The sequence below is a fragment of the Lentzea sp. NPDC004782 genome (genome assembly GCF_040609115.1).
In the GTDB taxonomy this organism is placed as follows: Bacteria; Actinomycetota; Actinomycetes; order Mycobacteriales; family Pseudonocardiaceae; genus Lentzea.
Genome location: NZ_JBEXJN010000032.1, coordinates 62,541 through 88,305, shown reverse-complemented (window position 1 = coordinate 88,305; position 25,765 = coordinate 62,541). Strand labels below are relative to the sequence as shown.

Annotated in this window: 21 protein-coding genes; 10 read left to right on the top strand and 11 right to left on the bottom strand. The window is 69.1% G+C overall.

Going from position 1 to position 25,765, the window contains the following annotated elements; genetic code table 11:
- The first annotated feature begins 16 nt into the window (after window positions 1-16).
- Window positions 17-1,954 carry a helicase gene (locus tag ABZV40_RS27900; protein ID WP_355447642.1) on the top strand — a complete coding sequence of 646 codons (1,938 nt, stop codon included), beginning with the start codon at window positions 17-19 and terminating at the stop codon, window positions 1,952-1,954.
- Here the strand turns inward: ABZV40_RS27900 and cutA are convergent.
- Together cutA and add are read right to left on the bottom strand one after the other, a co-directional pair.
- On the bottom strand, window positions 1,937-2,251 hold the full coding sequence (cutA, locus tag ABZV40_RS27895) for a divalent-cation tolerance protein CutA (RefSeq protein ID WP_355447639.1): 315 nt from the start codon (window positions 2,249-2,251) through the stop codon (window positions 1,937-1,939). The genes ABZV40_RS27900 and cutA overlap by 18 nt on opposite strands.
- Window positions 2,248-3,249, bottom strand: coding sequence for an adenosine deaminase (gene add, locus ABZV40_RS27890; RefSeq protein WP_355447636.1), 1,002 nt, complete (start codon window positions 3,247-3,249; stop codon window positions 2,248-2,250). The genes cutA and add overlap by 4 nt, the downstream gene beginning before the upstream one ends.
- A 106-nt stretch (window positions 3,250-3,355) precedes the next feature.
- Here add and ABZV40_RS27885 point away from each other — a divergent pair, with 106 nt between their 5' ends.
- Both ABZV40_RS27885 and ABZV40_RS27880 read left to right on the top strand, forming a co-directional pair.
- Window positions 3,356-5,155: a Xaa-Pro dipeptidyl-peptidase gene (locus ABZV40_RS27885; protein ID WP_355447633.1), complete on the top strand. Its 1,800-nt coding sequence runs from the start codon at window positions 3,356-3,358 to the stop codon at window positions 5,153-5,155.
- 182 nt (window positions 5,156-5,337) lie between these two features.
- Window positions 5,338-6,381, top strand: coding sequence for a DUF4192 domain-containing protein (locus ABZV40_RS27880; protein ID WP_355447630.1), 1,044 nt, complete (start codon window positions 5,338-5,340; stop codon window positions 6,379-6,381).
- Here the strand turns inward: ABZV40_RS27880 and ABZV40_RS27875 are convergent.
- Genes ABZV40_RS27875 through ABZV40_RS27860 form a run of 4 tightly spaced genes read right to left on the bottom strand, consistent with a single transcriptional unit; the run spans window position 6,351 to window position 11,227 of the window.
- Window positions 6,351-8,354, bottom strand: coding sequence for a S9 family peptidase (locus ABZV40_RS27875; RefSeq protein ID WP_355447628.1), 2,004 nt, complete (start codon window positions 8,352-8,354; stop codon window positions 6,351-6,353). The genes ABZV40_RS27880 and ABZV40_RS27875 overlap by 31 nt on opposite strands.
- A 6-nt stretch (window positions 8,355-8,360) precedes the next feature.
- Window positions 8,361-9,323, bottom strand: a complete 963-nt coding sequence (gene galE, locus ABZV40_RS27870; RefSeq protein WP_355447626.1) for a UDP-glucose 4-epimerase GalE — start codon at window positions 9,321-9,323, stop codon at window positions 8,361-8,363.
- A gap of 36 nt (window positions 9,324-9,359) precedes the next feature.
- On the bottom strand, window positions 9,360-10,535 hold the full coding sequence (gene galK / locus ABZV40_RS27865; RefSeq protein WP_355447623.1) for a galactokinase: 1,176 nt from the start codon (window positions 10,533-10,535) through the stop codon (window positions 9,360-9,362).
- A complete protein-coding gene (locus ABZV40_RS27860) occupies window positions 10,532-11,227 on the bottom strand; it encodes an iron dependent repressor, metal binding and dimerization domain protein (protein ID WP_355447621.1) in 696 nt (231 codons plus the stop codon). The genes galK and ABZV40_RS27860 overlap by 4 nt, the downstream gene beginning before the upstream one ends.
- 78 nt (window positions 11,228-11,305) lie before the next feature.
- Here ABZV40_RS27860 and ABZV40_RS27855 point away from each other — a divergent pair, with 78 nt between their 5' ends.
- On the top strand, window positions 11,306-12,145 hold the full coding sequence (locus ABZV40_RS27855; protein WP_355447619.1) for a sulfurtransferase: 840 nt from the start codon (window positions 11,306-11,308) through the stop codon (window positions 12,143-12,145).
- A gap of 89 nt (window positions 12,146-12,234) precedes the next feature.
- On the opposite strand, the gene ABZV40_RS27850 is transcribed toward ABZV40_RS27855, so the two are convergent.
- Complete coding sequence (locus tag ABZV40_RS27850) at window positions 12,235-12,837, bottom strand: hypothetical protein (RefSeq protein ID WP_355447616.1); 603 nt, start codon at window positions 12,835-12,837, stop codon at window positions 12,235-12,237.
- Window positions 12,838-12,958: 121 nt separating this feature from the next.
- On the opposite strand from ABZV40_RS27850, the gene ABZV40_RS27845 reads away from it, so the two are divergent.
- The 6 genes from ABZV40_RS27845 to ABZV40_RS27820 all read left to right on the top strand — a co-directional run bounded on the left by ABZV40_RS27845 (window position 12,959) and on the right by ABZV40_RS27820 (window position 22,639).
- Window positions 12,959-14,131: an acetoin utilization protein AcuC gene (locus tag ABZV40_RS27845; protein WP_355447613.1), complete on the top strand. Its 1,173-nt coding sequence runs from the start codon at window positions 12,959-12,961 to the stop codon at window positions 14,129-14,131.
- Between the two features lie 18 nt (window positions 14,132-14,149).
- Entirely contained in the window at window positions 14,150-16,783 is a 2,634-nt protein-coding gene (locus ABZV40_RS27840; RefSeq protein WP_355447707.1) for a GNAT family N-acetyltransferase, read from the top strand.
- A gap of 145 nt (window positions 16,784-16,928) precedes the next feature.
- Window positions 16,929-17,762 (top strand): glutamate ABC transporter substrate-binding protein, encoded by an 834-nt coding sequence (locus tag ABZV40_RS27835; protein WP_355447610.1) that lies wholly within the window; start codon window positions 16,929-16,931, stop codon window positions 17,760-17,762.
- 31 nt (window positions 17,763-17,793) lie between these two features.
- On the top strand, window positions 17,794-18,561 hold the full coding sequence (locus tag ABZV40_RS27830; protein ID WP_355447607.1) for a GntR family transcriptional regulator: 768 nt from the start codon (window positions 17,794-17,796) through the stop codon (window positions 18,559-18,561).
- A gap of 38 nt (window positions 18,562-18,599) precedes the next feature.
- On the top strand, window positions 18,600-22,145 hold the full coding sequence (locus ABZV40_RS27825; RefSeq protein WP_355447604.1) for a hypothetical protein: 3,546 nt from the start codon (window positions 18,600-18,602) through the stop codon (window positions 22,143-22,145).
- Between the two features lie 152 nt (window positions 22,146-22,297).
- A complete protein-coding gene (locus ABZV40_RS27820) occupies window positions 22,298-22,639 on the top strand; it encodes a hypothetical protein (RefSeq protein WP_355447601.1) in 342 nt (113 codons plus the stop codon).
- Between the two features lie 70 nt (window positions 22,640-22,709).
- Here the strand turns inward: ABZV40_RS27820 and ABZV40_RS27815 are convergent, their stop codons facing one another.
- The 4 genes from ABZV40_RS27815 to ABZV40_RS27800 all read right to left on the bottom strand — a co-directional run bounded on the left by ABZV40_RS27815 (window position 22,710) and on the right by ABZV40_RS27800 (window position 25,690).
- Window positions 22,710-23,165 (bottom strand): hypothetical protein, encoded by a 456-nt coding sequence (locus ABZV40_RS27815; protein WP_355447598.1) that lies wholly within the window; start codon window positions 23,163-23,165, stop codon window positions 22,710-22,712.
- Window positions 23,158-23,742 carry a hypothetical protein gene (locus tag ABZV40_RS27810; RefSeq protein ID WP_355447595.1) on the bottom strand — a complete coding sequence of 195 codons (585 nt, stop codon included), beginning with the start codon at window positions 23,740-23,742 and terminating at the stop codon, window positions 23,158-23,160. The genes ABZV40_RS27815 and ABZV40_RS27810 overlap by 8 nt, the downstream gene beginning before the upstream one ends.
- Before the next feature lie 72 nt (window positions 23,743-23,814).
- On the bottom strand, window positions 23,815-24,993 hold the full coding sequence (locus tag ABZV40_RS27805; RefSeq protein WP_355447592.1) for an RtcB family protein: 1,179 nt from the start codon (window positions 24,991-24,993) through the stop codon (window positions 23,815-23,817).
- 10 nt (window positions 24,994-25,003) lie between these two features.
- Entirely contained in the window at window positions 25,004-25,690 is a 687-nt protein-coding gene (locus ABZV40_RS27800; RefSeq protein ID WP_355447589.1) for a hypothetical protein, read from the bottom strand.
- Window positions 25,691-25,765 lie beyond the last annotated feature (75 nt).

The window sequence follows — 25,765 nt, the reverse complement described above, 5'->3', positions numbered from 1 at the left end:
CGCGGACCTTGCGGCCGTGCTGCGGGACGCCACCACCCAGAGGCTGGACCGCGAAGCCGCCGTGTACGTGCTGACCAGGGAAGTCGGGAAGTACCGGGCGGCCGAGGAGGGGCTGGTCTTCGGTCGCATCGACTCGGAGAATGGCGCCCGCACCTACATCGGACGCGTCGGTTTGTTCGACGACGACTTCGAACCACTGCTGCTGGACTGGCGGGCGCCGGCAGCACGGCCGTTCTACACGGCGACCGCCGCGAACCCGGAAGGCCTGGTGCTGCGCCGCCACTTCCGCGTCCGCGACCGGGAGCTGCGCGACTTCCACGACGACGAGCTGCTGACCGACACGACAGCGCTGCTCAACGCCCTCAACGCGCCGCGAACGGCGACGATGCGCGACATCGTCTCGACCATCCAGGCCGAGCAGGACGAGATCATCCGCTATTCGGGCCCCGGCGTGCTGGTGATCGAGGGTGGTCCCGGCACCGGCAAGACCGCCGTGGCCCTGCACCGCGTGGCATACCTGTTGTACACGCGTCGTGAACGGCTCTCCCGGCACGGCGTGTTGATCGTCGGCCCGAACACCGGCTTCCTCAACTACGTCGGCGAAGTCCTGCCGTCGTTGGGGGAGACCGACGTCGTGTTCGCAACGCCCGGCGAGCTCTACCCGGGTGTCAGCACCGACGTCGAGGACACTCCGCCGTTGCAACGACTGAAAGGCGATATATCAGTGCTGGACCTGCTGGCGGTCGCCGTCGCCGACCGGCAGGAGCTTCCCGACGAGCCCATCCAGATCGAGCTGGAGGACGTCGTCATCCCGCTCGACGCACACATCGCCGCCGTCGCACGCGAGAAGACGCGGTACTACGGCCTGCCGCACAACGCCGCCCGCAAGTACTTCTTCCTCGCGCTCGCCGAGGAGCTCGTCGCACCGGCGTTGAAACTGATCGGCGTCGACTGGCCGGAGATCGAGGAAGACGTGCGCCACGAGCTGCGGCACAGCACCGCGTTGCGCGACGCCGTCGACCGGTTGTGGCCGCAGCTCACGCCGGAACAGCTGCTCGCCGACCTGTACGCGGGCCGCTGCTTCCGGATCGGGGTGCCGGAGCTGTACCGGGAGAGCGCCGATGCGTGGACGGTGTCCGACGTGCCGTTGCTCGACGAGCTCGCCGAACTGCTCGGATCCGATGGCGCCGCGGAACGCGCCGCCAGGCGAGAAGAAGAGGAACAGCTGGAATACGCCCGCGGCGTGATGGACGTCCTGTCGATCGACGAGCGCGCCGATGACGACGAGTACATCGTCACCGACTTCGTCGACGCCGAGGTGCTGGCCGTCCGGCACGAGGTGCGCGATCACCGCACTCTCGCCGAACGCGCCGTCGAAGACCGCACGTGGACTTACGGCCACGTTGTCGTCGACGAGGCGCAGGAACTGTCCGCAATGGACTGGCGCGTGCTGCTGCGCCGGTGCCCCAACAGGTCCATGACCGTCGTCGGCGACCTGGCCCAGCGTCAGGCCGCGGGCGGCGTCCGCAGCTGGGGTTCGGTGTTCGACCGGTTCACCTACCGCCGGCTCGAGGTCAACTACCGCACGCCCGGCGAGATCATGGCCGTCGCCACGCCGGTCCTGAAGCTCGTCGACCACGACGCGTCGGCGCCGGTGTCTGTGCGCACGACCGGCATCCGCCCGTGGGCCCGCCGCGTCACTGATATATCGGCGGCTGTGCGCGACGAGCTCGACGCACACGCCAACGAACGCAACGGACGCACGATCGCGGTCATCGGCGAGGGATGGATGCCGCCACGTGCATCGAAGGGACTGGAGTTCGACGTCGTCCTCGTCGTCGAACCGCAACGCATGTCGCCCAGCGAGCTGTACGTGGCGTTGACGAGGGCGACGCAACGGCTCGGCGTCCTGCACACCGAGCCGTTGCCGCGTCACCTACGAGGTCTCCTCTGAGACCCACGCGAGGTAGTCGTCGTTGCCCCCGACCACGGGGGTGACGACGACCTCGGGCACGTCGTAGGTGTGATGTGCCTTGATGTGCGCGACGAGGTCGTCGACGCGGACGGCGGACGTCTTCACGACGCACTGCCATTCCGCGTCGACGCGCACCTCGCCGTCCCACCGGTAGACGCTGCGAATCGGCACGATCTGCACGCACGCCCCGAGCCGCGCCTCGACAATTCCCTTCGCCAACGACTCCGCGGCCTCGGCCGAGTCGGCGGTCGTCGTCACCACACTCGTGTCGTTCACAGCGCGTCGATCTCCTTCAGCAGCTGGTCCTTCAACTCGACCGGTGCGAACGACGCCCGCACCGAGGCCCGTGCGAGGCCGGCGAGCTCGTCCCGGCCGAAGCCGAACTGCTCGTGGCACACCAGGTACTCGCGGTCGAGGTCGGTGTGGAACATGCCGGGGTCGTCGGTGCTGATCGTCACCGGCACCCCGGCCTCCAGGAGCCGTGGCAGGGGGTGTTCGTCCAGCGACGCCACCGCTCCGGTGCGGATGTTCGAGGTCGGGCACATCTCGACGACGATCCCTTCGTCGGCGAGGTGCCGCAGCAGATCGGGATCCCGCACCGCGCTCACACCGTGCCCGATCCGTTCGGCACGCAGATCGTGTAGCGCGGCCCAGATCTCGCTGGGCGGCGTCGTCTCGCCGGCGTGCGGCACCAAGTGCAGCCCGGCGTCGCGCGCCAGAGCGAACGCCTCGCGGAACTTCGTCCTCGGCGAGTCCGACTCGAACCCGGCCAGCCCGAAGCCGACCAGCCCCTCGGGCCGGTACTCGGATGCGAACCGCGCGCTCGTCATGCCCCAGTCGCGGTCCCAGATGCCGGGCACGTCGAAGATCCACTGCAGCGCCACGCCGTGCACGGCGAGTGCTTCCTCACGCGCTGCCGTGAGAGCCTCGACGAGTTCGTCGGGGGCGATGCCCGCCCGCAGGTGGCTCGTCGCGCTGATGGTGAGTTCCGCATATCGGATGTTGGTTCGCGCGGCGTCCCGCGCGTATCCGACGACGAGTGCCCGGACGTCCTCTCCGGTGGTGACGAGGTCGTTGACGACGCTGTACACGTTGATGAAGTGCCGGAAGTCCTTGAACTCGTAGAACTTCCGCAACGCGGCCTCGTCGGTCGGCACCGGCCCACCGGGGTGGTTGCGGGCGAGCGCGAGGACGGTGTCGAGAGAAGCCGCGCCCACCAGGTGGACGTGCAGCTCGGCCTTCGGCAGCGCGTGGACGAAATCGGAAATGTGCACGGCCCATGCTCTCAGGTCAAGAGCCGATCGACGGGTGACATGTCTTGCGGTCAACGGGAAGGGTTCAGGACGAATCTCTGTACCTGCCCTGCATTGGGGGTGCCTTGTGAGGGGCGCACGAAGAGCAGCACTGCTGACGGCGGTGCTAGTCCTGCCTTTCCTGCCGGCGACGGCCCAGGCCGCCGAAGGGCCGGTGTTCTCAGACGGAGAGGCGCAACCCGTCTTCGACCCGAAGGACGTGATCAAGGAAAGCCTCTGGGTCCGGGCGCCGGTCGACAGCGACCGCGACGGCAAGGACGACGAGGTCTACACCGAGGTCGTCCGTCCACGCGCCACCGAACGCGGCCTCAAGGTCCCCGTCGTCTACATGGTCAGTCCGTACTTCTCCGGCGGCAACGACGTCGCGAACCACAACGTCGACGTCGAGCTGTACGTGCCCGACAAGCGCAACGGCCGTTTGCTGAAGGCCTCCTCCGACGAACGCGTCACCGCCGCCCTCGGCCCGAACCCGATCACATCGGCTCGTTACGAGGCCTATTTCATCGCGCGCGGGTACGCCGTCGTCTACGCCGAATCGCTCGGCACCGGCAAGTCGACGGGCTGCCCGACGACGGGCGACGTCAACGAGACGATCGGCGCGCGGGTCGTCGTCGACTGGCTCAACGGCCGTGCGTCGGCGCGCACTGCTACTGGCGAGGACATCAAGGCGACGTGGACGACCGGCAAGACCGGCATGATGGGCGTCTCCTACAACGGAACGCTGCCCAACGCCGTCGCCTCAACGGGTGTGCGTGGTCTGGAAGCGATCGTGCCGATCGCCGCGATCTCCAGCTGGTACGACTACTACCGCGCGGACGGTGCAGTGGTCGCGCCCGGAACGTTCCAGGGCGAGGACGCCGACGTGCTCGCCGAGTACGTCTACACCCGCGCGGACCGGGAGATCTGCAAGCCGGTCATCGCCGAGATCGCGAAGGACCAGGACCGGATCACCGGCGACTACAACAGGTTCTGGGACAAGCGGAACTACCTGAACGACGTCGGCAAGGTCCACGCGGCCGTGCTGGCGGTGCACGGCCTGAACGACTGGAACGTCAAGATGACGCACGTCGAGCAGTGGTACTCGGCGCTGAAGAAGGTCGGTGTGCCGCACAAGATCTGGCTGCACCAGTCCGGGCACACCGACCCCGACACGCTGCGTTCGGCCGAGTGGCGGCGCACGCTGAACCGCTGGTTCACGCAGTACCTGTGGGGTCACCGCAACGGCATCGACAAGGAGCCGCGCGCGACGCTGCAGCGTGAGGACAAGACGTGGGTCGACGAGAAGGACTGGCCGGCTCCCGGCACGTCTGACGTGCGGCTGCGGCTGTCCTCCGGCGGATCTGCCAAGGGTGGTCTCGGGATCTGGCCCGGCCACGGCGTCGAGACGCTCACCGACGACGCGACGAAGACGGCGGAGTCGTTGATCGACCAGGCGACGTCGCCGAACCGGTTGTCCTACGCGACGGAGCCGACGCGGAAGCCGGTGCGGTTGTCCGGCAAGTCGACCGCGAACCTGCGGATCGCCTTCGACCGTCCCGCGGCCAACGTGACCGCGCTGCTCGTCGACCGCGCCCCGGACGGGAAGTCGCACGTCATCACCCGCGGGTCGACCGACCCGCAGAACCGCGAGCGGCCGGACCGGACGTCGCCGATCAAGCCGGGCAAGTTCTACGACGTCGCCGTGCCGATCGTGCCGGACGACTACGTCCTGCAAACGGGGCACCGGCTGGAGTTCGTGCTGATCTCCAGCGACTACGACTACACGCTGCGCCCGAAGCCGGGTGCGGGCCTCTCGCTGGACCTCGCCCGCACGTCGGTCGAACTGCCGGTCGTCGGTGGCTGGCGCGCGGTGTTCCAGACGTTCTGACGGCGACGCCGCGCCGCGGTTCCTGGTCACCAGGGACCGCGGCGCGGCAACCTACCACCCACCCCCGACAGAACCCCGCTCCCGAGCGGTTCAAGATCTCAACCTGTCCACAACCGCTGAGTTGTCCACAACTTCCCGTCACGCCCGATCGCCCACCCCTCCCACCCGCCAAAGTGGGCACCATGCCCACAACCCTCCCGAAACCGATCCGAGTCCGCGGCGTCGGCGACCTCTACGCCGCGATCCCGCACCTGATGGGATTTCACCCGGCCGACTCGCTCGTCGTGCTGGTGCTGAAGGACCACGTGATCAGCATGACCATGCGTGTCGACCTGCCGCGTCCACGACATAGGGGAATGCTCGCGGCCCAACTGGAAGCGCCGTTGCTCGAACACGGTGCCGCGGAAGTGATCCTCGTGGTCGTGTGCCCGCCGTCCGTGCACATGCCCGAAGAACTGCCGCACGAACCACTGGTCACCACGCTCAGGAACAAGCTGGGCGGCGTCGGCATCGAGGTCGTCGAGGCGGTGTGGCTGCCGTCGTGCCAGAAGGACGCGCACTGGCTGTGCTACCTGGACGTCGACTGTCACGGAACGCTGCCCGATCCTCAACTGTCCGCGGTTGCCGCCGCGTCTGCGCACGAAGGCAACGTGACATTCGAGTCGCGTGCGGCGATGGCCGCGATCGCCGCGTTGGACTCGTCTGAGGCGCTGGAACGCAGATCCGCGTTGCTGGACGAGCTCGTGGCGAACTCCGGCGAGCCTGACCCGAGCACGGAGCTGCGTCGGGTGCTCGACGCGATCGACGCCACGGCAGAGCGCAAAGGACCGTTGCCCGACGCGGAGATCGTCGCGCTGGCGAGGGCGTTGGCGGTGCCCGATGTGCGGGACGCGAGCTTGGCGTTCGCGACGCAGCCGAGGTCGAGAACGGCCGAACGCCTGTGGCTGGAGCTCACCAGGTCGTGTCCGGCTCCCGAACGCGCGGAGCCCGCGTGCCTGCTCGCGTTCTACGCCTACCAGCGTGGTGACGGAGGGATCGCGTCCATCGCGCTCGACGCGGCCGAGGACGCCTGCCCCGGCCACGCGCTGGCCAAGCTTCTGCGCGCGGCTGTCAGCGCCGCGATCCCGCCGGAGGACATGCGGGCGCTGTCCACGACGTACATGGACAGCGCCCGCAAGTTGCTCGACACCAACGCTCAGAGCAGTTCTGGCCGTTCCCAGTCCTGATCCAGGACGTGCTCGGCCAGGAACGCCCACACCGTCTCGTACCAGACTCGAGAGTTTCCGGGGGTGAGGATCCAGTGGTTTTCGGTTGGGAAATAGAGGTATTTCGCAGTGACCCCGTGGCGGAGGAGGTCGAAGTACAGCCGATGCCCCTCACCGACGGGGACCCGGTAGTCCTTGTCCCCGTGGATGACGAGCATCGGGGTCTTGATGTCGGCGACCCGCAGGTGCGGGGAGTTGGCCTGGATCCGCTCCGGCTGGGTGAGGGGGTCGCCCATCTCCCTCATCCAGAAGTAGGAGCTGTCGGTGCCGCCGGTGAACGCGTCGAGGTGCCACAACGAGGCGTGGGTGACGATCGCGCGGAACCTGTCGGTCTGGGTGGCGATCCAGTTGGCCATGTAGCCGCCGAACGAACCACCCATGGCGGCGGTCCGGGAGGCGTCGATGTCGGCCCGCTCGACTGCGACGTCCGTGATGGCCATGAGGTCGGTGTAGGGCTCGGCGCCCCAGCGGCCCCAGCCGGCCTTGATGAAGTCCGGTCCGTAGCCGGTGGACAGGGCGGGATCGGGCAGCAGGATGGCGTAACCACGGGCAGCCATCAGCCACGGGTTCCAGCGCCAGGTCCAGCCGTTCCAGCTCATCACCGGGCCGCCGTGGACCCACAGCACCAGCGGAGCGGGCGAGTCGGCGGAGGCGCCTTCGGGCAGCACGAGCCAGGCGCGGACGGTCCTGCCGTCGGCGACGACCGTGGAGATCTCCGTGAGGGTGCCGGGCACCGAGGCGATGGCGCCGGGCGCACGCAGCCGTTCTGGATCCTGGTCGGCTCCGGTGGAGGCGAACCGCACGGGCTGTGGCGGGTGGTCGATCGAGTTGCGGAGTGCGTACAGCGTCTTGCCGTCCGGGCTCACGACCACGTCGCTGTAGTAACCCGAGACCGTCAGCTTCGTGATCTCGCCGGTCGCGAGGTCCAGCCGCCACACCGGCTGGTGACCGCGGTGGCTCGCGGTGAAGAACACCGCGGACCCGTCCGGGTTCACCACCAGGTGATCCGGTTCCTCCGGGAAGTCGGGCGCCAGTGGCGTGATCGAGTCGTCCGCCAGGTCGATGCGCACCAGGTCGCGCCGGTACGGGGAGTCCGCTGTGGACTCGCGGAACCGGATCGCGATCACGGCGGCGCCGTCCGGGGTGAAGGCGGCTTCGAAGAAGGAGAAACCGTCCTCGGAGGCGATGGCGCGCGAGGAGCTGCCGTCCGTCGCCACGAGCCGCAGTTCGGTCCTGCGGCCGTAGGAAGCGCTGACGTCGACGCCGTGGCCGTGGACGGCCCACTTGCCGTCCGGGCTCAGCGCGATGTCCTCGTCGCTGAGCCTGCTTTCGGCGTCCTCGCTGAGGGTGGTGATGTTGCCGGTGGCGATGTCGGTGAGAGGGGCCGAGAAAAGGCGCGGGTAGCTCGGACCGAGGTCCGCATCCCAGTACCTGATCGGGTACGACTCGTGCAGGATCGCTGTCACGCCGGCGTCCTCGCGGGCCTTGCGCTTGGCGTCGTCCTGGTCGCCGAACTCCGTGAAGCGGTACGCCGACGACGTGAACAGCAGCGTCTCGCCCGCGGCGCGGATGTGGCCGACTCCGCCTCCCGGTCGCAGGACCTCGGCGGCCTCACCGCGGACCGGAAGCCGCCACAGCGCCTTCCGCTCGTTGGTCTCGCCCGGCTTCGCGAGCGGATCCGGGCGCGCCGACAGGAACAGCAGCGACCCGTCCGGTGCGAAGACGGGGGAGGAGTCGCCCTTGGCGGAGCGGGTGAGCCGGACGGCGTCCCGCTCGCCGGTGGGGTCGACCTCCCAGAGAGCGCCCTGCCACGTCTTGCCGTCAGGAGCGAGCGAGGAGACGACCGTGACGAGTCGCGTGCCGTCCGGGGACAGCGCGAGCGACGTGAGCCTCGGTGTGGCGTTGTAGCTCTCGAAGGAGGCGAAGTCGGTCATGTCGGATCAGGCTCCGTGCCGGGCGCGGGTGAACTCCCACGCGTCGCGGACGATGCCGGCGAGATCGGCGCGCTCGGGCTTCCAGCCGAGCTCCGTGCGGGCCCGCTCGGCGGAGGCGACGAGGACGGCCGGGTCACCGGCGCGCCTGGGGGCGACGACAGCGGGGATCGGGTGGCCGGTGACCTCGCGGCAGGTGTCGATGACCTGCTTGACCGAGAAGCCGGTGCCGTTGCCGAGGTTGTAGATCCGGTGCTCGCCGGGGGTGGCGTGGGCGAGCGCCAGGAGGTGGGCGTCCGCGAGGTCCGTGACGTGGATGTAGTCGCGGACGCAGGTGCCGTCCTCGGTGGGCCAGTCCTCGCCGTAGATCGAGATGTGCTCCCGCTGTCCCAGGGCGACCTGGAGGACGAGCGGGATGAGGTGGGTCTCGGTCGCGTGCCGCTCGCCGATGCTGCCGTAGGCGCCGGCGACGTTGAAGTACCGGAGGCTCGTCGCCGCCAGGCCGTGCGCGGCGGCGTACGACGTGATCGCGTGGTCGATGGCCAGCTTGGTGGCGCCGTAGGTGTTGGTGGGCGCGGTCGGCGCGGTCTCGGGGATCGGCACCTCCCGCGGCTCGCCGTACGTCGCGGCAGTCGAGGAGAAGACGAGCTTCGGCGTGCCGTGATCCTTCATCGCGTCGAGCAGATGAATCGCCGTGAGGACGTTACCCGTCCAATACTTGCCGGGGTCCTGCATGGACTCGCCAACCAGGGACTTGGCCGCGAAGTGCAGAACGCCGTCGAACCCTTCTGCGAGGACGTCGCTGATCACCTCCGCGATGTCACCCCGGATGAAGCGCGCTCCCGTGGGGACGGCGTCCTCGTGCCCGGTCGACAGGTCGTCGAGGACGACGACCTCGTGTCCGGCTTCGAGCAGCCTGGCAGCGCACACGCTGCCGACGTATCCGGCCCCGCCCGTGACGAGCAGCTTCACCGCAGTCCTCGCATTCCTGATCAGGATCGTTCTTCGCTACCGGTCCCTGCCCGCGCCCGCGGACGGAACCGCCTTGAAAAGCCTCGGCCGCGTCAGCGAGCGAGACGCAAAGCTGGCGATCACCCGGCCTTCGACCTCGTCGCGTCGCTCGACTGGGACGAGAGCGATGGCCGAGCCGCCGAAGCCGCCGCCGATCATGCGGGCGCCGAGCGCCCCGGCCGCCAGAGCGGAGTCGACGGCGACGTCGAGCTCCAGGCAGGAGACGCGGTAGTCGTCCCGCAGGCTCGCGTGGGAGGCCGAGATCAGGGGGCCGATGTCGGCGAGCCTACCCGCGCGGAGCAGCTCGACGGTGCGCAGGACCCTGTCGTTCTCGGTCACGACGTGCCGCACCAGCGGACGCAGCTCTTCGGGCAGCCGGACGAGCGTGGCGTCGAGCTCGGCGATGTCGACGTCACGCAGCGCGGGGACACCCAGCAGGTTCGCGGCGCGCTCGCAGCCTGCCCGACGGGCGCCGTAGCCGCCGTCGACGAGGGAGTGGCTGGCGCGGGTGTCGACCACCAGCACCTCGAGGCCGCTGGCAGCCGCGTCGAACGGGATCTGCTCCGACTTGCCGGAGCGCACGTCGTAAAACAGGGCGTGCGCTTCGATGCAGCACAGCGATGCCGTCTGATCCAGGATTCCTGTCGGCGCGCCGACGAAGTCGTTTTCGGAACGCTGTACCCAGCGGGCGATCTCGAGCCGCTCGGCGTCGACGCCGGCGAGACCGAGCAGAGCGAGGGCGACGGCGCATTCCAGAGCGTGCGACGAGGAGAGACCGGCCCCCGCGGGCACGTCGCCCGCGAGGACGAGGTCCGCTCCACCGGTGACGGAGATCCCCTGCTCCCTCAGTGCCCAGGCGACACCGCTGGGGTACGCGGCCCACCCCTTGACGGTTCCGGGGACTAGGTCGGCGACCACGACCGGGTCCGCGTCCTGCACCCCTCCGTCGTCACCGAGCGTGCTGACGGTCAGCCGACCGTCAGCACGGGGCGACGCCGCGACCGCGAGGCGGTGGGGCAACGCGAACGGCAGCACGTAGCCGTCGTTGTAGTCGGTGTGCTCGCCGATGAGGTTGACGCGGCCCGGTGCCGACCAGACCCCCTCGGGAGCGCGTCCGTGCAGGCGCTGGAACGCCTCGGCCGCCTTCTTCGCCGGTGCCGACGCCTGGGTCACCGGGCGAGCACCAGGACGGCGTGGGCGACCGCGGGGTCGAGTTCCGCCGTGGTGCCGTTGCCGCCGCGGACGTGGACGACCTTGGCGCCGCCGAGCGCCTCGACCTGCACCGTGCCGCCGGGCACCACACCGGCGTCCTTCAGCTCGGACATGAGGTCCGGGTCGAGCTGGACGTGCTCGGCGATGCGGCGCACCTCGACGCGGCCGCCACCGCGGCGGGCGACCTCGTCGACGCGCACCAGGTCCGCCTCGGCGGGCGGAGCGGGTTCGCCGTCGCCCAGCTTGTCGAGGCCCGGGATCGGGTTGCCGTAGGGGGAGGTGGTCGGGTTGCCGAGCAGCTTGATGAGCTTGCGCTCGACCGCCTCGCTCATCACGTGCTCCCAGCGGCACGCCTCGCTGTGCACGTGCTCCCATTCGAGCCCGATGATGTCCACGAGGAGGCGTTCGGCGAGCCGGTGCTTGCGCATGACCGCGATCGCGAGGTTGCGACCCTGCTCGGTGAGCTCGAGGTGGCGGTCCTCAGCCACGACGACCAGGCCGTCCCGCTCCATGCGGCCGACGGTCTGGCTCACCGTCGGTCCACTTTGGCCCAGACGCTCGGCGATGCGGGCGCGCAGAGGCACGACGCCCTCTTCTTCGAGCTCGTAGATCGTGCGGAGATACATCTCCGTGGTGTCGATGAGGTCGTTCACACCCGCTCCCCTTCGTATGGTGTCAATGGTAGTCGTGCCGGGGGACACAGGTGTCCGCGCGGGTGCAGGATGTGAGTCGTGCATCCCTTGATCACTCCTGAGGACCTTTCCGACGCGCTGAGTGCGCGGCCGGCCACCGTCGTGCTGGACGTCCGGTGGCGTCTCGGTGGACCACCCGGACGCCAAGACTACGAGGTCAGCCACGTGCCCGGCGCGACGTACCTGGATCTGGACACCGAGCTCTCGGCACCGCCGGGCGTCGGCGGCCGGCATCCGCTGCCGGATCCGGAGCTGCTGCAGCAGGTGCTGCGCCGCGCGGGCGTGCGCGAGGGCGGCCAGGTCGTGGCGTACGACGCGGGGGATGGCTCGGTGGCCGCGCGGGTGTGGTGGCTGCTGCGGTGGGCCGGTTACAGCGAGGTCGCGGTGCTGGACGGCGGGTTCGCCGCGTGGGAGGCGGCGGGGCTGCCGGTGACGGCGGAGGTTCCGGCGCCCGTGGCCGGTGACGTGGTGGTGCGGCCTGGGCAGATGCCGGTGCTGGACGCGGACGGGGCGGCGGAGCTCGCGCGGGAGGGCGTGCTGCTCGACGCGCGGGCTGCGGCGCGCTACCGCGGCGAGACCGAGCCGGTGGACCCCAAGGCCGGGCACATTCCGGGCGCGCTCAACGCGCCGACGACCGGGCATGTGGGTGCGGACGGGCGTTGGCTCCGTGCGGCCGAGCTGGCGGAGCGGTTCGAACGCATCGGGGTGCCGGGTGACGTGGCCGTGGGGGCGTACTGCGGGTCCGGCGTGACCGCCTCGTCCGTCGTGCTGGCGCTGGAGGTGGCGGGCATCACGTCGGCCGAGAAGCCGGCGGCGTTGTACGCGGGGTCGTGGTCCAACTGGTGCGCGTTGGACCGGGAGGTCGCCACCGGCGGCTGACGCCGGTGGGACGACGGGCGCGGTCTGGGTGGTGCGCCGCGCCCGCGGACGTGAGGTCGTCAGCGGGCCGTGTCACGGAGACTTGGTGGTCAGGCGTCCGGGATGCGTTCGAAGCCTTGGGTGGCGAGCTTCAAGGCCGTGGCGCAGGCGTCCAGCTCCTCGATGGCCACGACGCTCACCGAGAAGGCCGAGGTGATGGCCGACGGGTCGTCGGTCAGCATGACGGTGACCTGGCAGTCCTCTTTGGAGGAGCTGATCTGCCAGGCGGTGTTGCCACCGATTTCGATCCGCTTCTTCTCGCCGTCCTGGTCCGCCACCTCGGGGACCGTGACCATCTGGGTGATGACGGTGGACGGGCCGGTGGTGGTGTGGATGCAGCCGCCGTCCGCTGAGGACTTGCCGCCGGTGGCGGCCTCGATGTCCGCCTTCGTGAGCACGCCGCAGGTTTCCAGGCCGGCCGTCTTCTTCTTTTTGGTGATCTTGATGTCGCCCTGCTGTTTCGCGGTGGGGTCGGCGGGCTTCGAGGGGGAGCTGCTGGTGGAGGGCTTCTTCGAGGTCGAGGGTGCGGTGGTCGTGGCCTCGGCGGCGTTGGGATCGGCCGAGGCTGTGCCCTTGACCTGTTCGCTGCAGCCCGTGACGGCGGCGAGGGTCAGGCCCAGTGCGAGGAGGACGGCCGTTGGTCGCAGGTGCATGTCGCCTCTGACCCCTGTTCGGTGAGATCGGTTCCTTGGCGCCGGTGATTGCGGTCTGGCGGGGAGGGACTGTAGGCGGTGTGATCGCCGGTTGTGCCGGTCGGTAGGTAGGTTGCTGGCCATGGGTAAGCCAGCCGCGGTTGTCTGGGATCGGTCCTTCCTCGGGTACGACCTCGGTGGCGACCATCCGCTGAATCCCGTTCGGCTCGATCTCACGGTACGGCTCGCCACGGCGCTCGGCGTGCTTGACGGCGTCGACATGAGGGTGCCGGAGGCGGCCAGCGACGAAGAGATCGAGCTGGTGCATCTGCCCGGCTATTTGAGCGCCGTGCAGGCGGCGCCCACGGCCGGGTGGGACGTCGGGCACGGGCTCGGGACGCCGGACAACCCGGTCTTCGAGCGGATGCACGAGGCTTCGGCGTTGATGGTCGGCGGGTCGCTTGCGGCGGCTCGCGCCATTGCGTCGGGGGAGGCGGATCGGGCGGTCAACATCGCCGGTGGGCTGCACCACGCGATGCCGGACAGCGCGGCGGGGTTCTGCGTCTACAACGACTGCGCGGTGGCCATCGAGTGGTTGTTGCGCAGCGGGGTGGAGCGCATTGCGTACGTGGATGTCGACGTGCATCACGGGGACGGGGTGCAGACGGCGTTCTGGGACGACCCGCGCGTGTTGACGGTGTCGTTGCATCAGCATCCGATGAGCCTGTGGCCGGGGACCGGGTGGGCCGGTGAAGTCGGTGGTCCGGGGGCCGAGGGGAATGCGGTCAACGTCGCGTTGCCCGCCGGGACGAAGGACGGGGCGTGGTTGCGGGCGTTCCACGCGACGGTGCCGGCGTTGCTGAAGGCGTTCCGGCCGCAGGTGCTCGTCACGCAATGCGGTGTGGACACTCACAAGGAGGACCCGCTCGCGGACCTGGCGTTGAGCGTGGACGGGCATCGGGCGATCTACCGGGCGTTCCGGGACCTGGTGAACGAGCACGGGTTCAAGTGGCTGGCGCTCGGCGGAGGCGGGTACGAACTGCTCAGGGTGGTGCCGCGGTCGTGGACGCACCTGCTCGCGACGGTGCTGGACCGCGACGTGGACCCGAACCGGTCGTTGCCCGCTGACTGGGTGGCATACGCGACACGCATCGCGCCTGACTGGCCTTTGCCTGCGTCGATGACCGATGAGTGCGACCCTGGGCACCAGCCGTGGGGCGGGGACGCGCAGGAGCCGGTGGACAAGGCGATTCGCGACACGCGTCGCGCGGTGTTCCCGTTGCACGGACTTGATCCCGACGACCCCAGGGACTGACGGCCAGTGCCAGAGAAAGTGCCGGCAGAACAGACCGCCAGAGATCCGTTCGACTTCCCGCGGCAGTGGGAGGCGGACGTCGTCCTCAGCGACGGCGGCACCGTCCATCTGCGACCGATCACGCCGGGCGACGGCGAGAAGCTGCGGGAGTTCCACGGGCGGCTGTCCGAGCGGACGCGGTACTTCCGCTACTTCGGGCCCTACCCGCGGATTCCGCAGCGCGACCTCGAGCGGTTCAGCACCGTCGACCACCACGACCGGGTGGCGCTCATCGCGCTGCTCGGCGACGACATCGTCGCCGTCGGCAGGTTCGACCGGCTGCATCACGGGGAGAGCGCCGAGGTCGCGTTCGTCGTCGAGGACGGACATCAGGGGCGCGGGCTGGGCAGCATCCTGCTCGAACACCTCGCGGCGGCCGCGCGCGAGGTCGGGCTGGCGCGGTTCGAGGCCGAGGTGCTCGCCGAGAACGGGCAGATGGTCCGGGTGTTCCGCGACGCCGGCTACCAGGTCAGCAGGGCGTTCGAGGAGGGTGTGCTGCACCTGGAGTTCGCCATCGACCCCACGGACGAGTCCGTCGCCGTCGCCAGGGCCCGCGAGCAGGCCGCCGAGGCCCGCAGCGTGCACAACCTGCTGCACCCGAAGTCGGTCGCGGTCATCGGCGCCTCCACCGACCCGACCAAGATCGGGCACGCGGTCCTCAAGAACCTCCTCGAAGCCGACTTCAACGGGCCCGTGTACCCGGTCAACGCCGAGCACCGCGCGGTCCGGGGCGTCCGGGCTTATCCGACCGTGCTGGACATCCCCGACGACGTCGACCTCGCCGTCGTCGCCGTCCCCGCCGCCAGCGTCGACGAGGTCATGGACGCATGCCTCGCCAAAGGCGTGAAAGCGCTTGTCGTCGTCAGTTCGGGCTACGGCGAAACGGGTCCGGACGGGCTGTCGGCCGAACGCAGGCTCGCGGCGGAGGCGAGAGCGCACGGCATGCGTGTCGTCGGTCCCAACGCGCTCGGCGTGGTCAACCTCGACCCCAAGGTCCGGCTCAACGCGAGCCTCGCCCCGAAGCTCCCGGCACGCGGCCGCGCGGGCTTCTTCTGCCAGTCGGGCGCCCTCGGCACCGCCATCCTCGCCAACGCCGCGGGCTGGGGCCTCGGCCTGTCCACGTTCGTCTCGGCCGGCAACCGCGCCGACGTCTCCGGCAACGACCTGCTGCAGTACTGGGAGACCGATCCCGCCACCGACGTCGTCCTGCTCTACCTGGAGTCCTTCGGCAACCCGCGCAAGTTCGCGAGGCTCGCCCGGCGGCTCGGCCGCACCAAGCCGATCGTCGCGGTCAAGTCCGGCCGGCACGCCGTCGTCCCCGGTCTCGCCGCCACCGCCGCGAAGGTCGACGAGGCGAGCGTCCAGGCGTTGTTCGAGCAGGCCGGCGTGATCAGGGTCGACTCGCTGGCCCAGATGTTCGACACCGCGCTGCTGCTGGCCCACCAGCCGCTGCCGAAGGGCAGGCGCGTCGCGATTGTCGGCAACTCCACCGCCATCGGCCTGCTCGCCGCGGACACGCTGCTCGCCCAGGGCCTGGAGCTCGCGGGCGAGCCCGTCGACGTCGGCGCCCAGGCCACCCCCGAGGAGTTCGCCAAGGCCGTCCAGCAGGCGCTCAGCCGTCCCGACACCGACGCCCTCGTCGTCGTGTTCGTGCCGCCGATCGCGGTTCCCGGCGCGGCCTACGCCCGCGCTCTCAAGGAAGCCGTGTACGGCACGAAGCCGATCGTCTCCACGTTCCTCGCCGTCGAGGGCATCCCGGACGAGCTGAAAATGCCGGGAAAGGGCTCGATCCCCAGCTACGCCAGCCCGGAACGCGCCGTTCTCGCATTGGCCCGCGTGATCCGCTACGCACGCTGGCGCGCCGCACCCCAGGGCAACTTCACCCGGCCGGACGGCATCGACGCCGAGCGAGCCAGGTCCATTGTGGACAACACCGGCTCCGAGCGGCTGCTCGACGACCACACCGCCGTCGAACTGCTGAACTGCTACGGCATCGACGTCGTCCCGTTCCGCATCGCCCGGAGCGCCGAGGAGGCCGCGGCCGCCGCCGAGGAGCTCGGCTATCCGGTCGCGATGAAAGCCACCAGCGAACGCCTGCGCCACCGAACCGACCTCGTCGGTGTCAGACTCGACATCGCGCAACAGGAGTCCGTCATGGCCGCGTACCACGATCTCGCGGCACTGAGCGGCAAACCGGGCGTGTACGTGCAACGCATGGCGCCCAAGGGAGTCAGCTGCGTCCTGGGACTGCAGGACGACCCGAGCTTCGGCACGCTGGTCTGGTTCGGACTGTCCGGCCTCGTCAGCGATCTCCTCGGTGACCGCGCCTACCGGGCGGTACCCCTCACCGACACCGACGCCGCGGAACTCGTTGCCGCACCGAAAGCGGCGCCTTTGCTCACCGGTTACCGCGGTGACGAACCCGCGGACCTGAAAGCACTTCAGGACCTCGTACTCCGTTTGGCGGCATTGGCCGAAGATCTCCCCGAGGTCCGTTCGCTGAAGCTCGAACCCGTTCTCGCTTCTGCCGCAGGAGCTTTCGTGAGCAGCGCGCGCGTGGTCATCGGCCCTCCGCCGTCCCTGCACGACGCCGGTCCACGCCGCTTGCGCTGATCGGTTCACCGCAACGATTCCGAGGTCTCATTCGCCCCGAGGTATGGACATGCGTCCGATCGCCGCCTAGGTTTCCGGCATCGCCGAGCAACGCTGCCAAGGTGCGTCGGCGCATGCCCGTGGAATAACGCTGTAAGAGGGAAGAATGACGCCGAGAGCGCTCCTCCGCCTGGTGGCGACGACATGCGCGGCCGTGCTCCTCCTCGCCTCGTGCGCAGGTGGTGACAAGTCCACGATGGCCGGCAAGGTCAGCTCCGCCGACCACATGACGATCGGCGTGTCGTTCGACCAGCCCGGCCTGGGGCTGCGCAGGCTCGACGGCAGCTTCCGCGGTTTCGACGTCGACGTCGCCAAGTTCATCGCGAACGAGCTGGGCGTCGCGGAGCAGGACATCACCTGGAAGGAAGCGCAGCCCGGCAACAGGGAGACGCTGCTGACCAGCGGTGAGGCCGACATGGTCGTCTCCACCTACTCGATCACGGAAAAGCGCAAGCAGCTCGTCGACTTCGTCGGCCCGTACTTCGTCGCCGGCCAGGACCTGCTGGTGCGCATTCACGAGAACCGCATCGACGGCCCGAAGTCGCTCGTCAAGGGGCTGAACCTGTGTTCCACGGCGGGCTCCACGTCCGCGGCCTACGTGAAGGACCAGTTCGCCAAGGACGTGAACCTGGTCGAGTACGCCAAGTTCAGCGACTGCGTGACGGCGCTGCTGGCCAACAACGTCGACGCCGTCACCACCGACGACGTCCTGCTCGCCGGGTACGCCGCCCAGAACCCCGAGCTCCTGAGGGTCGTCGGTGCTCCGTTCAGCAAGGAGGAGTACGGCGTCGGCCTGCGCCGCAACGACCCCACCAGCAAGTCCAAGGTCCACGCGGCGCTGCAGAAGATGATCGACACGGGTGCCTGGCGCAAGTCGCTGGAGGCCAACATCGGATCTTCCGGCTACAAGATCCCGGACCCGCCGAAGCTCGCACCCTGATCACACAGGCCGTGACGTATGCTCACGCCGCGTGAACCGAGTGCCGCCGCACCGCGCTGATCGACCCGTTCGCGCGGGTATTCCAGAACACGGCCGGGTCCCGCGTTACTACGCGGTCAAGGCCGAGCTGTTCGACCTCGTCGAGACCCTGGGCGAAGGCACCGTGCTGCCGTCCGAACGCGAGCTCGCCGAACGGTTCGCCGTCTCGCGCGTCACGCTCCGCCAGGCCGTCAGCGAACTGGTGCTCGAAGGCAAGCTGATCCGCCGCCAGGGTAGCGGCACGTTCGTCGCGCCGCCGAAGCTCGTCCAGCCGTTGTCGCTGGTCAGCTACACCGAAGGCATGCGGCGTCAGGGAGTCGAGCCGAACCGGACCGTGATCACCGTCGAGCAGCTCGGTGCCGACGAGGGCCTCGCGCGCGACCTGATGCTCGAACCGGGCGACCCCGTCGTCCACCTCGAACGGGTCCTGCTCGCCGACGACGAACGCATCGGCCTGGAGTCGACGTACCTGAGCAGCCGCCGCTTCCCGGAGCTGATGGACAAGCTCGACCCGGCCGGGTCGCTCTACGCGTGCCTCACCGAACGGCTCGGCGTGCGGTTCGCCGAGGCCGAGGAACGCGTCGAGACCGTCCTCGCCACGCCCCGCGAGGCGCTGCTGATCGGCACGAACCCCGCACTGCCGATGTTGTTGCTGCACCGCGTCTCCTACGACGTCGACGGACACCCGATCGAACGCGCCCGATCGCTGTACCGCGGCGACCGCTTCAGCTTCGTGGCCAGGTTGCACGCCGACCGTTAGCCACGGAACAGAATCGGTCTCCGAAGCGTCTGAGGATCATGGCGCTGGAACCGGAGATCGGGCTCGTCGGCAGGGACGACCTCACCGCACTGGTGGAGTCCCTGGTGGAACGCCGCAAGAAGCACACCCTGCCGGTGATCGTCGCCTTCGGGCCCGGCGGCAGCGGCAAGACGTCGCTGCTCGACCACGTCCACCGCCGCTACCGCGACGCACCGACGGCCAGGGTCGACCTCGACAAGGCCGGTTCCCGTTCCTGCAAGGACATCCTCGACGTCGCGGCCGAGCAGCTGCGGTCCTACCGGCACGCCGAGTTCGGCCGCCTGCGGCTGCCGCGCTACGACCTGGCGCGGCTCGCGCTGTTCACCGACATCGGCGACGACCCGCACCACCGCGCCCGCGAGCTCGCCGCGAAGCAGATGACCCGGCTCGTCGCGGTCGCCGACGCCGCCGAGGTCGTCGAGGTGCTGCCGCCCGCCCATGGCCTCGGGAAGGTGCTGAGGCCGCTTCTGCTGTGGCTCATCGGGCTTTCCGTCGTCGCGCCGCGGCCGTTGCGCTGGCTGCTCGGCGGGCCGCGCGTGGCGGGCGCGTTGCGGTGGTTCGAGAACTACGCGGGGCGCTCGAAGTTCGACGCCGCGCTCGTGCACATGTGGAGCCTCAACCGCGCGGGTGACACGCTGGAGATCGATCGGCTGCTCGTCGCGGCGTTCCTCGCCGACATCACCGCCGCCTACCGGTTCCGCCGCTACCGCAGGTTGAACAGCCTGCTGCTGATCGACGGCGCCGACCTGCTCGACGGCATCGACTCCTACCTGCCGCCGAAGCGGCCGCGTCCCGCCGCGCGGGCCACCGACTTCCTGAGCCTGCTGGCCGAAAGACGAGCCCAGGAACCACATGTGCCACTGCTCGTCATCGCCACCAAGCAGTCGGCGCCGTCCCTGCCGGACTCGCCGGTGTTCAAACCGGTGCGCCTCGAACCCTTCACGCTCGCGCAGACGCGGCAGTTCCTCGCCGAGTGGAACCGCGCCCGCAACAGCACCGTCGAGTCCGAGGCGCTCGTAGAAGAGCTGCAGGAGGTCACCCACGGCCATCCGCTCGCGGTCCGGCTCGCCATCCAGCTCGTGCAGTTCGTGTTCGCGCGGGACCAGGTGCTGCCGTCCGTGCGCTCGGTGTTCGACGAACGGCTGCCGGTCGGCGAGACCACGACGTTCCAGGACGCCACTGTCGGCGACTACCTGCTTCTGCGCTTCTTCCAACGGATTCCCGGCGCGGAGGAAATGCCGGAGCGCGAGGCCGCGCGCGAGATCTTCGCCCGTCTCGCCGCCCCGCGTGTGCTCGACCGGCACGTGATCCGCGCGCTGCTGCCGGCGACGTGGTCGGCCGAGAACATGCGCGATCTGCTGGCCCAGCTCAGCTTCGTGAGCCAGCAGGGCGAGAACTTCGTGCTGCACCCGTTGTTGCGGGACCTGCTGGTGCGCCGGCTGCGCGAGGTTCCGGAAGGTCAGCCGTTCTCCCACCTCAACGTCCATCGGTTGCTGAAGGACCGCTACGACAGCCTCGGGCAACGCGAGGACGCGCTCTACCACGCTCTCGCTCTCGGCGAAGTCCACCTCGTCGCGCATCGCCTGCGCCCGCACGTCGACGAACGCAGCGACCGCTGGATCACCGAGCTCGCCGCCATCGCCGAGGCCCCGATGCCACCGGGGGAGGGCGAACCGGAGTTCGAGGATCAGCCCAGCACCTGGTGGGAACGCCTGCGCAGCGACATCAGAAGCGGCGGGACGAGGCGCAACCTGCACCGCCGCTACGACCGCGTCGTTCGGCCCGAGACCGGTTTGCTCGAAGACGCCGTCATCGCGACCTGGGAACTGCGCTCCCGCAGCCGGATCGTGCGGCCGACGGTCGAGATGTACGACCGCGTGCTGCGTACCCACCAGGACCTCCACGGCGCGGAGGAACGCCTGACCGCTTATCGTGCAACGAAACGAGCGCTCGAACACAACACACCCGCATCGCCACCGGCCTCGTTGCCGCGCTCGTCCACCGTCGCCCGCTACCCGTACCCGCGCAGCTGGCCCGGCCGCAACGCGTTGCGCCGCGTGGCGGTCTACCTCATCGCCACCCTGCTCGTGTTGTACGGCGCGGCTTTCTACCTCCAGACGAGCAACAACTGCCTGCGCTACGGCATCTACGAACCCAAAGATCTCGTCGCGGACCTGGCCGGCCGGCGGCCACGTCTGTCCAAAATGGATGGAGTGCAGTGCATCGGTCTGAGCGAGAAACCAGGCCGGTTCGCCTACGGTGACCCGACGCTGCAGAACAACGACGACGCCGAGGTCGAGGAGCTCGCGAAGCTCATCGCCGAGGAGAACGACCGCGTCGCCAAGGTGTCGGACCGCAGTGTCGTCACCATCGTCGTCGCCACGATGCTCAGCTCCACCGAGCGGGTGAAGCGCGACCTGTCCGCCGGGGTGAACGAGCTGCGCGGCGCGTACCTCGCCCAGCGCGACTGGAACCAGCTCGACGGGCTGGGCCGCAACCCGTTGGTGCGCCTCGTGCTCGCGAACTTCGGCGGCGAGTCCAAATACGCGGAGAAGGTCGCCGAGCAGATCCGCGCGTACGCCGAGCGGGAACCGTCGGTGATCGCCGTGACCGGACTCGGGCAGAGCCGCGGCACCACGTTGTCCGCGCTCGGCGTCCTCGGACCGTCGAAGGACCACCCGAACGGCATCCCGATGGTCGGGTCGTCGCTGTCGTCCACGAACTTCAGCCAGAAGCCGTACTTCTTCCGCGTCGCGCCGGCCAACAAGCGCCAGGCTCAGGTGGCCGCCCGGATCATCGACCGCACCGAGGCGTTGCGCGGCCGTCCGCTGCACCTGCTGCGCAGCACCGGGGACGAGTACAGCTCGGATCTCTCGGAAGGGTTCCTGGCCGTGGTCAAGCCGGAAGTGCACAACTACGACGAGACGGCGAACGAGGTGGCCGCGCAGCTGGGCAACGCGGTGACGGACATCTGCCAGAAGTCACCGAACCCGCTCATCCTCTACACCGGCCGCACGGCGGAGGTCGGAGGGCTGCTGACCGAGCTTAGCCGGAGCAACTGCACCGATCCCGTGGTCTTCGGCGGTGACGACCTGACGCAGCTGGAGACGACCAGCTTCACGGACCTGGAAGACGTCAAACGATTCGCCGACGGCAGGCTCTACTTCACGACGTTCGCGTGGACACCCGGCAGCGAACCGATTCCCCAGCCGACGCAACAGTTCTTCACCACTTACGAGTCGGCGCAGAAGCGGTATGCGCACAAGGCTTTCCTTTCGGGCCCCAACGGACACATTCTCCTTGCCTATGACGCCGTCAGCATCGTCGCGCGCTCGACCCTCGTTGGGTCGTCACGAGAAGACGTTTTCAAGCAGCTGCGCACTTTGAGTGACTTCCCCGGCGCGTCCGGGAGGCTGACGTTCGCCCAGCCCGCCCCCGCGGGCCTGTCCGGCGCGGACCCGGTCGACAAGCTGGTCGTGGGCCAGATCGTCAAGCTGGACAACGGGATTCTCGTGTCGCGATACGTGGCCCACGAGGGTTCGTAACGGTTCGGCGAAGTGACTGCGGGTCACCGCAGCCGGTGGGAGCGCAGGAGAACACCGCCCGTTCGCACTCGTTTCCCGCTCAAGTCGCGGCGGTACTGTTGGTGATACTGACTCAGGATGTCCGCGACGGTGCGGAGGAGCGGGGGTGTGCCGTGTCCTTCAAGGCGGAGTTCCTCGCTGAGCTCGAGGACTGTCTGCGCGGCTACGGCGCGGTCCCGGTGAGAAATCCCGATGCTCTCGCATTGTTCATCGAGTTCGTGCGAGCTCTCCCGGAAAGCGACCAGCGGCTGCGGTGCCTCGAAGGCGTCGATCAGGGCTCGGGGTCGTTCTGGAACAACCCGGCGGTGTGGTGGGAACAGGTGCCGCGGTTCGGTGCGGGACTGCCGCGTTGCGGATCGGCGGAGTGCCGCAAGTTGCTCGACGACATGCTCGACGAGGCCATCAGCGACGAGATCGACGTGCTGGAGATGGAGATCCGCGAGCTGCCCAGTTGATCCATTGGTGCCTGCCGGCGCCGTCACCTGTCACGGTCACGGCGCCGGGGCCCACTGGTCGAGCACTGCGTCATTTGACGGCGACGAGCGACTTGAACAGTTCCCGATAGCGGTGGAGAGCCAGTCGCAGGTCTTCCGTCTGTGGATCACCGTTTCCCTCGAGCTGCTGCGAGAGCGAACGGTGCCGGGTGGTCAGCTCGTCGATCGCCCGCTTGACGAGCTCGTCGGCCTTGCGCACGGCCGCCTTCGGGTCGTCGACGAACTCGTACTGCACGGCCTGCCACTCGTCCTCCAGCCGACCGGCCGCCCGTTCCGGGGCCGCCGAGTGCTGCGACGTGTCCTCCCGCTGCTGGGGCATGTCCGTTCGCTGATGCTGGGCGTCCGCTCGATCGCGGGGCGAGTCCGGCCGCTGCTGCGGCGTCACAGGCTGCTGCTGTTGCTGCTGCTGGGAGTGAGCAGACTGCTGAGGAGGAGCGGACGCGGGGTCGTGGGTAACCGGTGCCTTCCTGACGGGAGCCTCAGACATCCGTCTTCTCCTTCCTCACGGCCTCGCGGTCCTTCCTCGGAGCCGCACCACGTTCGAGCAGGTCGGTGAACAACTCGCGGTAGTGCACCATCGCGGTGCGCAGGTCCTCGGTGCTGGCCTCGCCGATCTCCTGGCGTTCGGAGATGTCGTGGGCCTTGCGGTAGTGCTCGAGGGTGCGCGCGTGCTCGACGGACAACACGCTCAGCTGCGCTTCGTAACCCTCGGTGGGATAGCCGCGCTCGGCCATCAGGTCGGTCACGAGCCGGTCGGCGTCCGCGATCGCGCTGTCCGGCGAGTCCACGAACTTCGCCTGCACGTCGGCCCAGTGCCGGCGGTAACTCTCCTGTGCCGAAGGGGAAAGCGGCTTCAGGTCGAACTCGCTGTGGCGGTGTTCCCGCTCGGCGAGCTCCTTCTCCGCGGCGGTTCTGCTTTCGCTGTGGGAGACCGCGCGGTCGTACTCGGGGCCGAAGCGGTCGCGCAGCTTCTTGCGCTGCAAGGCGGGCCTCAGCACGAAGGCGAGGATCGCCAGCACCACGAGAACCGCGACCACCAGACCGATGATGGCGCCCGTTGACATGGAAAAACCTCCAAGACAGGCTTCGGAACTCTGCTGTCCTGGAGGCTTTCCCCCGTGCGTGCAAGGGAAACATCAACCCTTGATACAAACCACCTGCTTGAGCTTGGCGACGATCTCCACGAGGTCGGACTGGTTCGCCATCACGGTGTCGATGTCCTTGTAGGCGCCGGGAATCTCGTCGACCACACCGGCGTCCTTGCGGCACTCGACACCACTTGTCTGGGCGGCGAGATCCTGCTCCGTGAACGTCTTGCGGGCCTTGTTGCGCGACATCCTCCGGCCCGCGCCGTGCGACGCCGACTCGAACGAGTCCGGGTTCCCGAGACCGCGCACGATGTACGAGCCGGTGCCCATCGAGCCGGGGATGATGCCCAGCTCGCCGCGCCCGGCCCGGATCGCGCCCTTGCGGGTCACCAGGACGTCCTCGCCGAAGTGCGTCTCCTCCGCCACGTAGTTGTGGTGACAGGAGATCGGTTCCTCGAACCGCACGTGCGGGAACTCGGCACGCAGCACGTCGCAGACCAGGCGCAGCATGACCGCGCGGTTGCGGCGTGCGTAGTCCTGCGCCCAGTACAGGTCGTGGCGGTACGCCGCCATCTCCGGCGTGCCCGCGAGGAACACGGCGAGGTCCGGGTCCGGCAGCTCGGCGTTGTGCGCGAGCGTGCGCGCCACGGAGATGTGGTGCTGCGCCAGCTCGTTGCCGATGCCGCGCGACCCGGAGTGCAGCATCACCCACACCCGCTGGTCGGTGTCCAGGCAGACCTCGAGGAAGTGGTTGCCACCGCCGAGCGTGCCCATCTGGTGCATCGCCTTGTCGGCACGCGCCTTCACGGCAGGCGTCAGGTCGTCGAACTTCCGCCAGAACGGCGCCCAGTCGGCCGCGTCGCGCTCGGTGAACGCGGTCGCCTTGTGCTGGGCGAAACCGACGGGGACCACAGCCTCCATGCGCGACCGCAGGCCGCGCAGTGTCGCCGGAAGGTCGCTCGCCGTGAGCGAGGTGAGCACGGCGGCCATGCCGCAGCCGATGTCCACGCCGACGGCCGCGGGGGAGACGGCGTCGCGCAACGCGATCACCGATCCCACCGTGGCGCCCTTTCCGTAATGCACGTCCGGCATCACGGCGATGTGCTTGACGGCCCACGGCAGCGCGGAGATGTTCTGAAGCTGTCGCATGGCGAACTCCTCGACCTCGTCCGGTCGAGTCCACATGCGGATGTCCACGTTCTGGCCGCGGACGACGGTTGCTGCCATGCCCACGAGGTTAGGCGGCGTTTTGCCCGATCCACAAAGGAGTTTCACGGGAGGTCTCGTTCGCGCTCACGAACTCCCACACCCCTTTGCGGACCTTGGCCTTGCCCATGTCGCCGCCGATGTTCGTGACGAACGCGCGCACCGTCGGCAGGTCGTTGACGTCCGCGATGAGGATCGCCTTGTGCTGCAACGTGACGCTGCCGCCGCCGAGCTTCTCGCGCGCGACGGCGTCCTTGAGGAGCCCGTCGCGGACCTGCTGCGCGGTGACGCCGCCGACCTCGACCTGCACGGCGTCGACCTTCGGCGAGTTCGCGGGCAGGAAGCGGAACGTCAGCACCGACTCCTGCCGGAACTGCTTGCTGATCGTCGAGGCGGTGTGGCGCAGGCTCTCCTCGTCGAGCGTGACGTCGAACTTGCGGGAGCGCTCGAACGTCGTCCGGTTCAGGCTGCTCGACCAGAACACGCCGTCGAGGAGCGTGGAGCGGGTGGTGAGGCCGCCGTTGGCGAGCACGATGCCGCGGACCTCCCGGTCGAACCCGACCAGCCTGTCCTGCAGACGCGGGTCGTTCGGATCGGTGATGATCGCGGTGTTGTTCGTCGCGAAGATCTCCGGGCACGGCAGCGGTGCGCCCGCCGCCGTGCCCGTGGAGACCGTGATCGCCAGTACCGACGTGACTGCCACCAGAAGCTTTCGCATGTGCGACAACGTATTGGCCCTGGGTGCTGGAGCCACACCCCGTTCCACTGAGTGGTCCTGCATCAGGTGATTGAC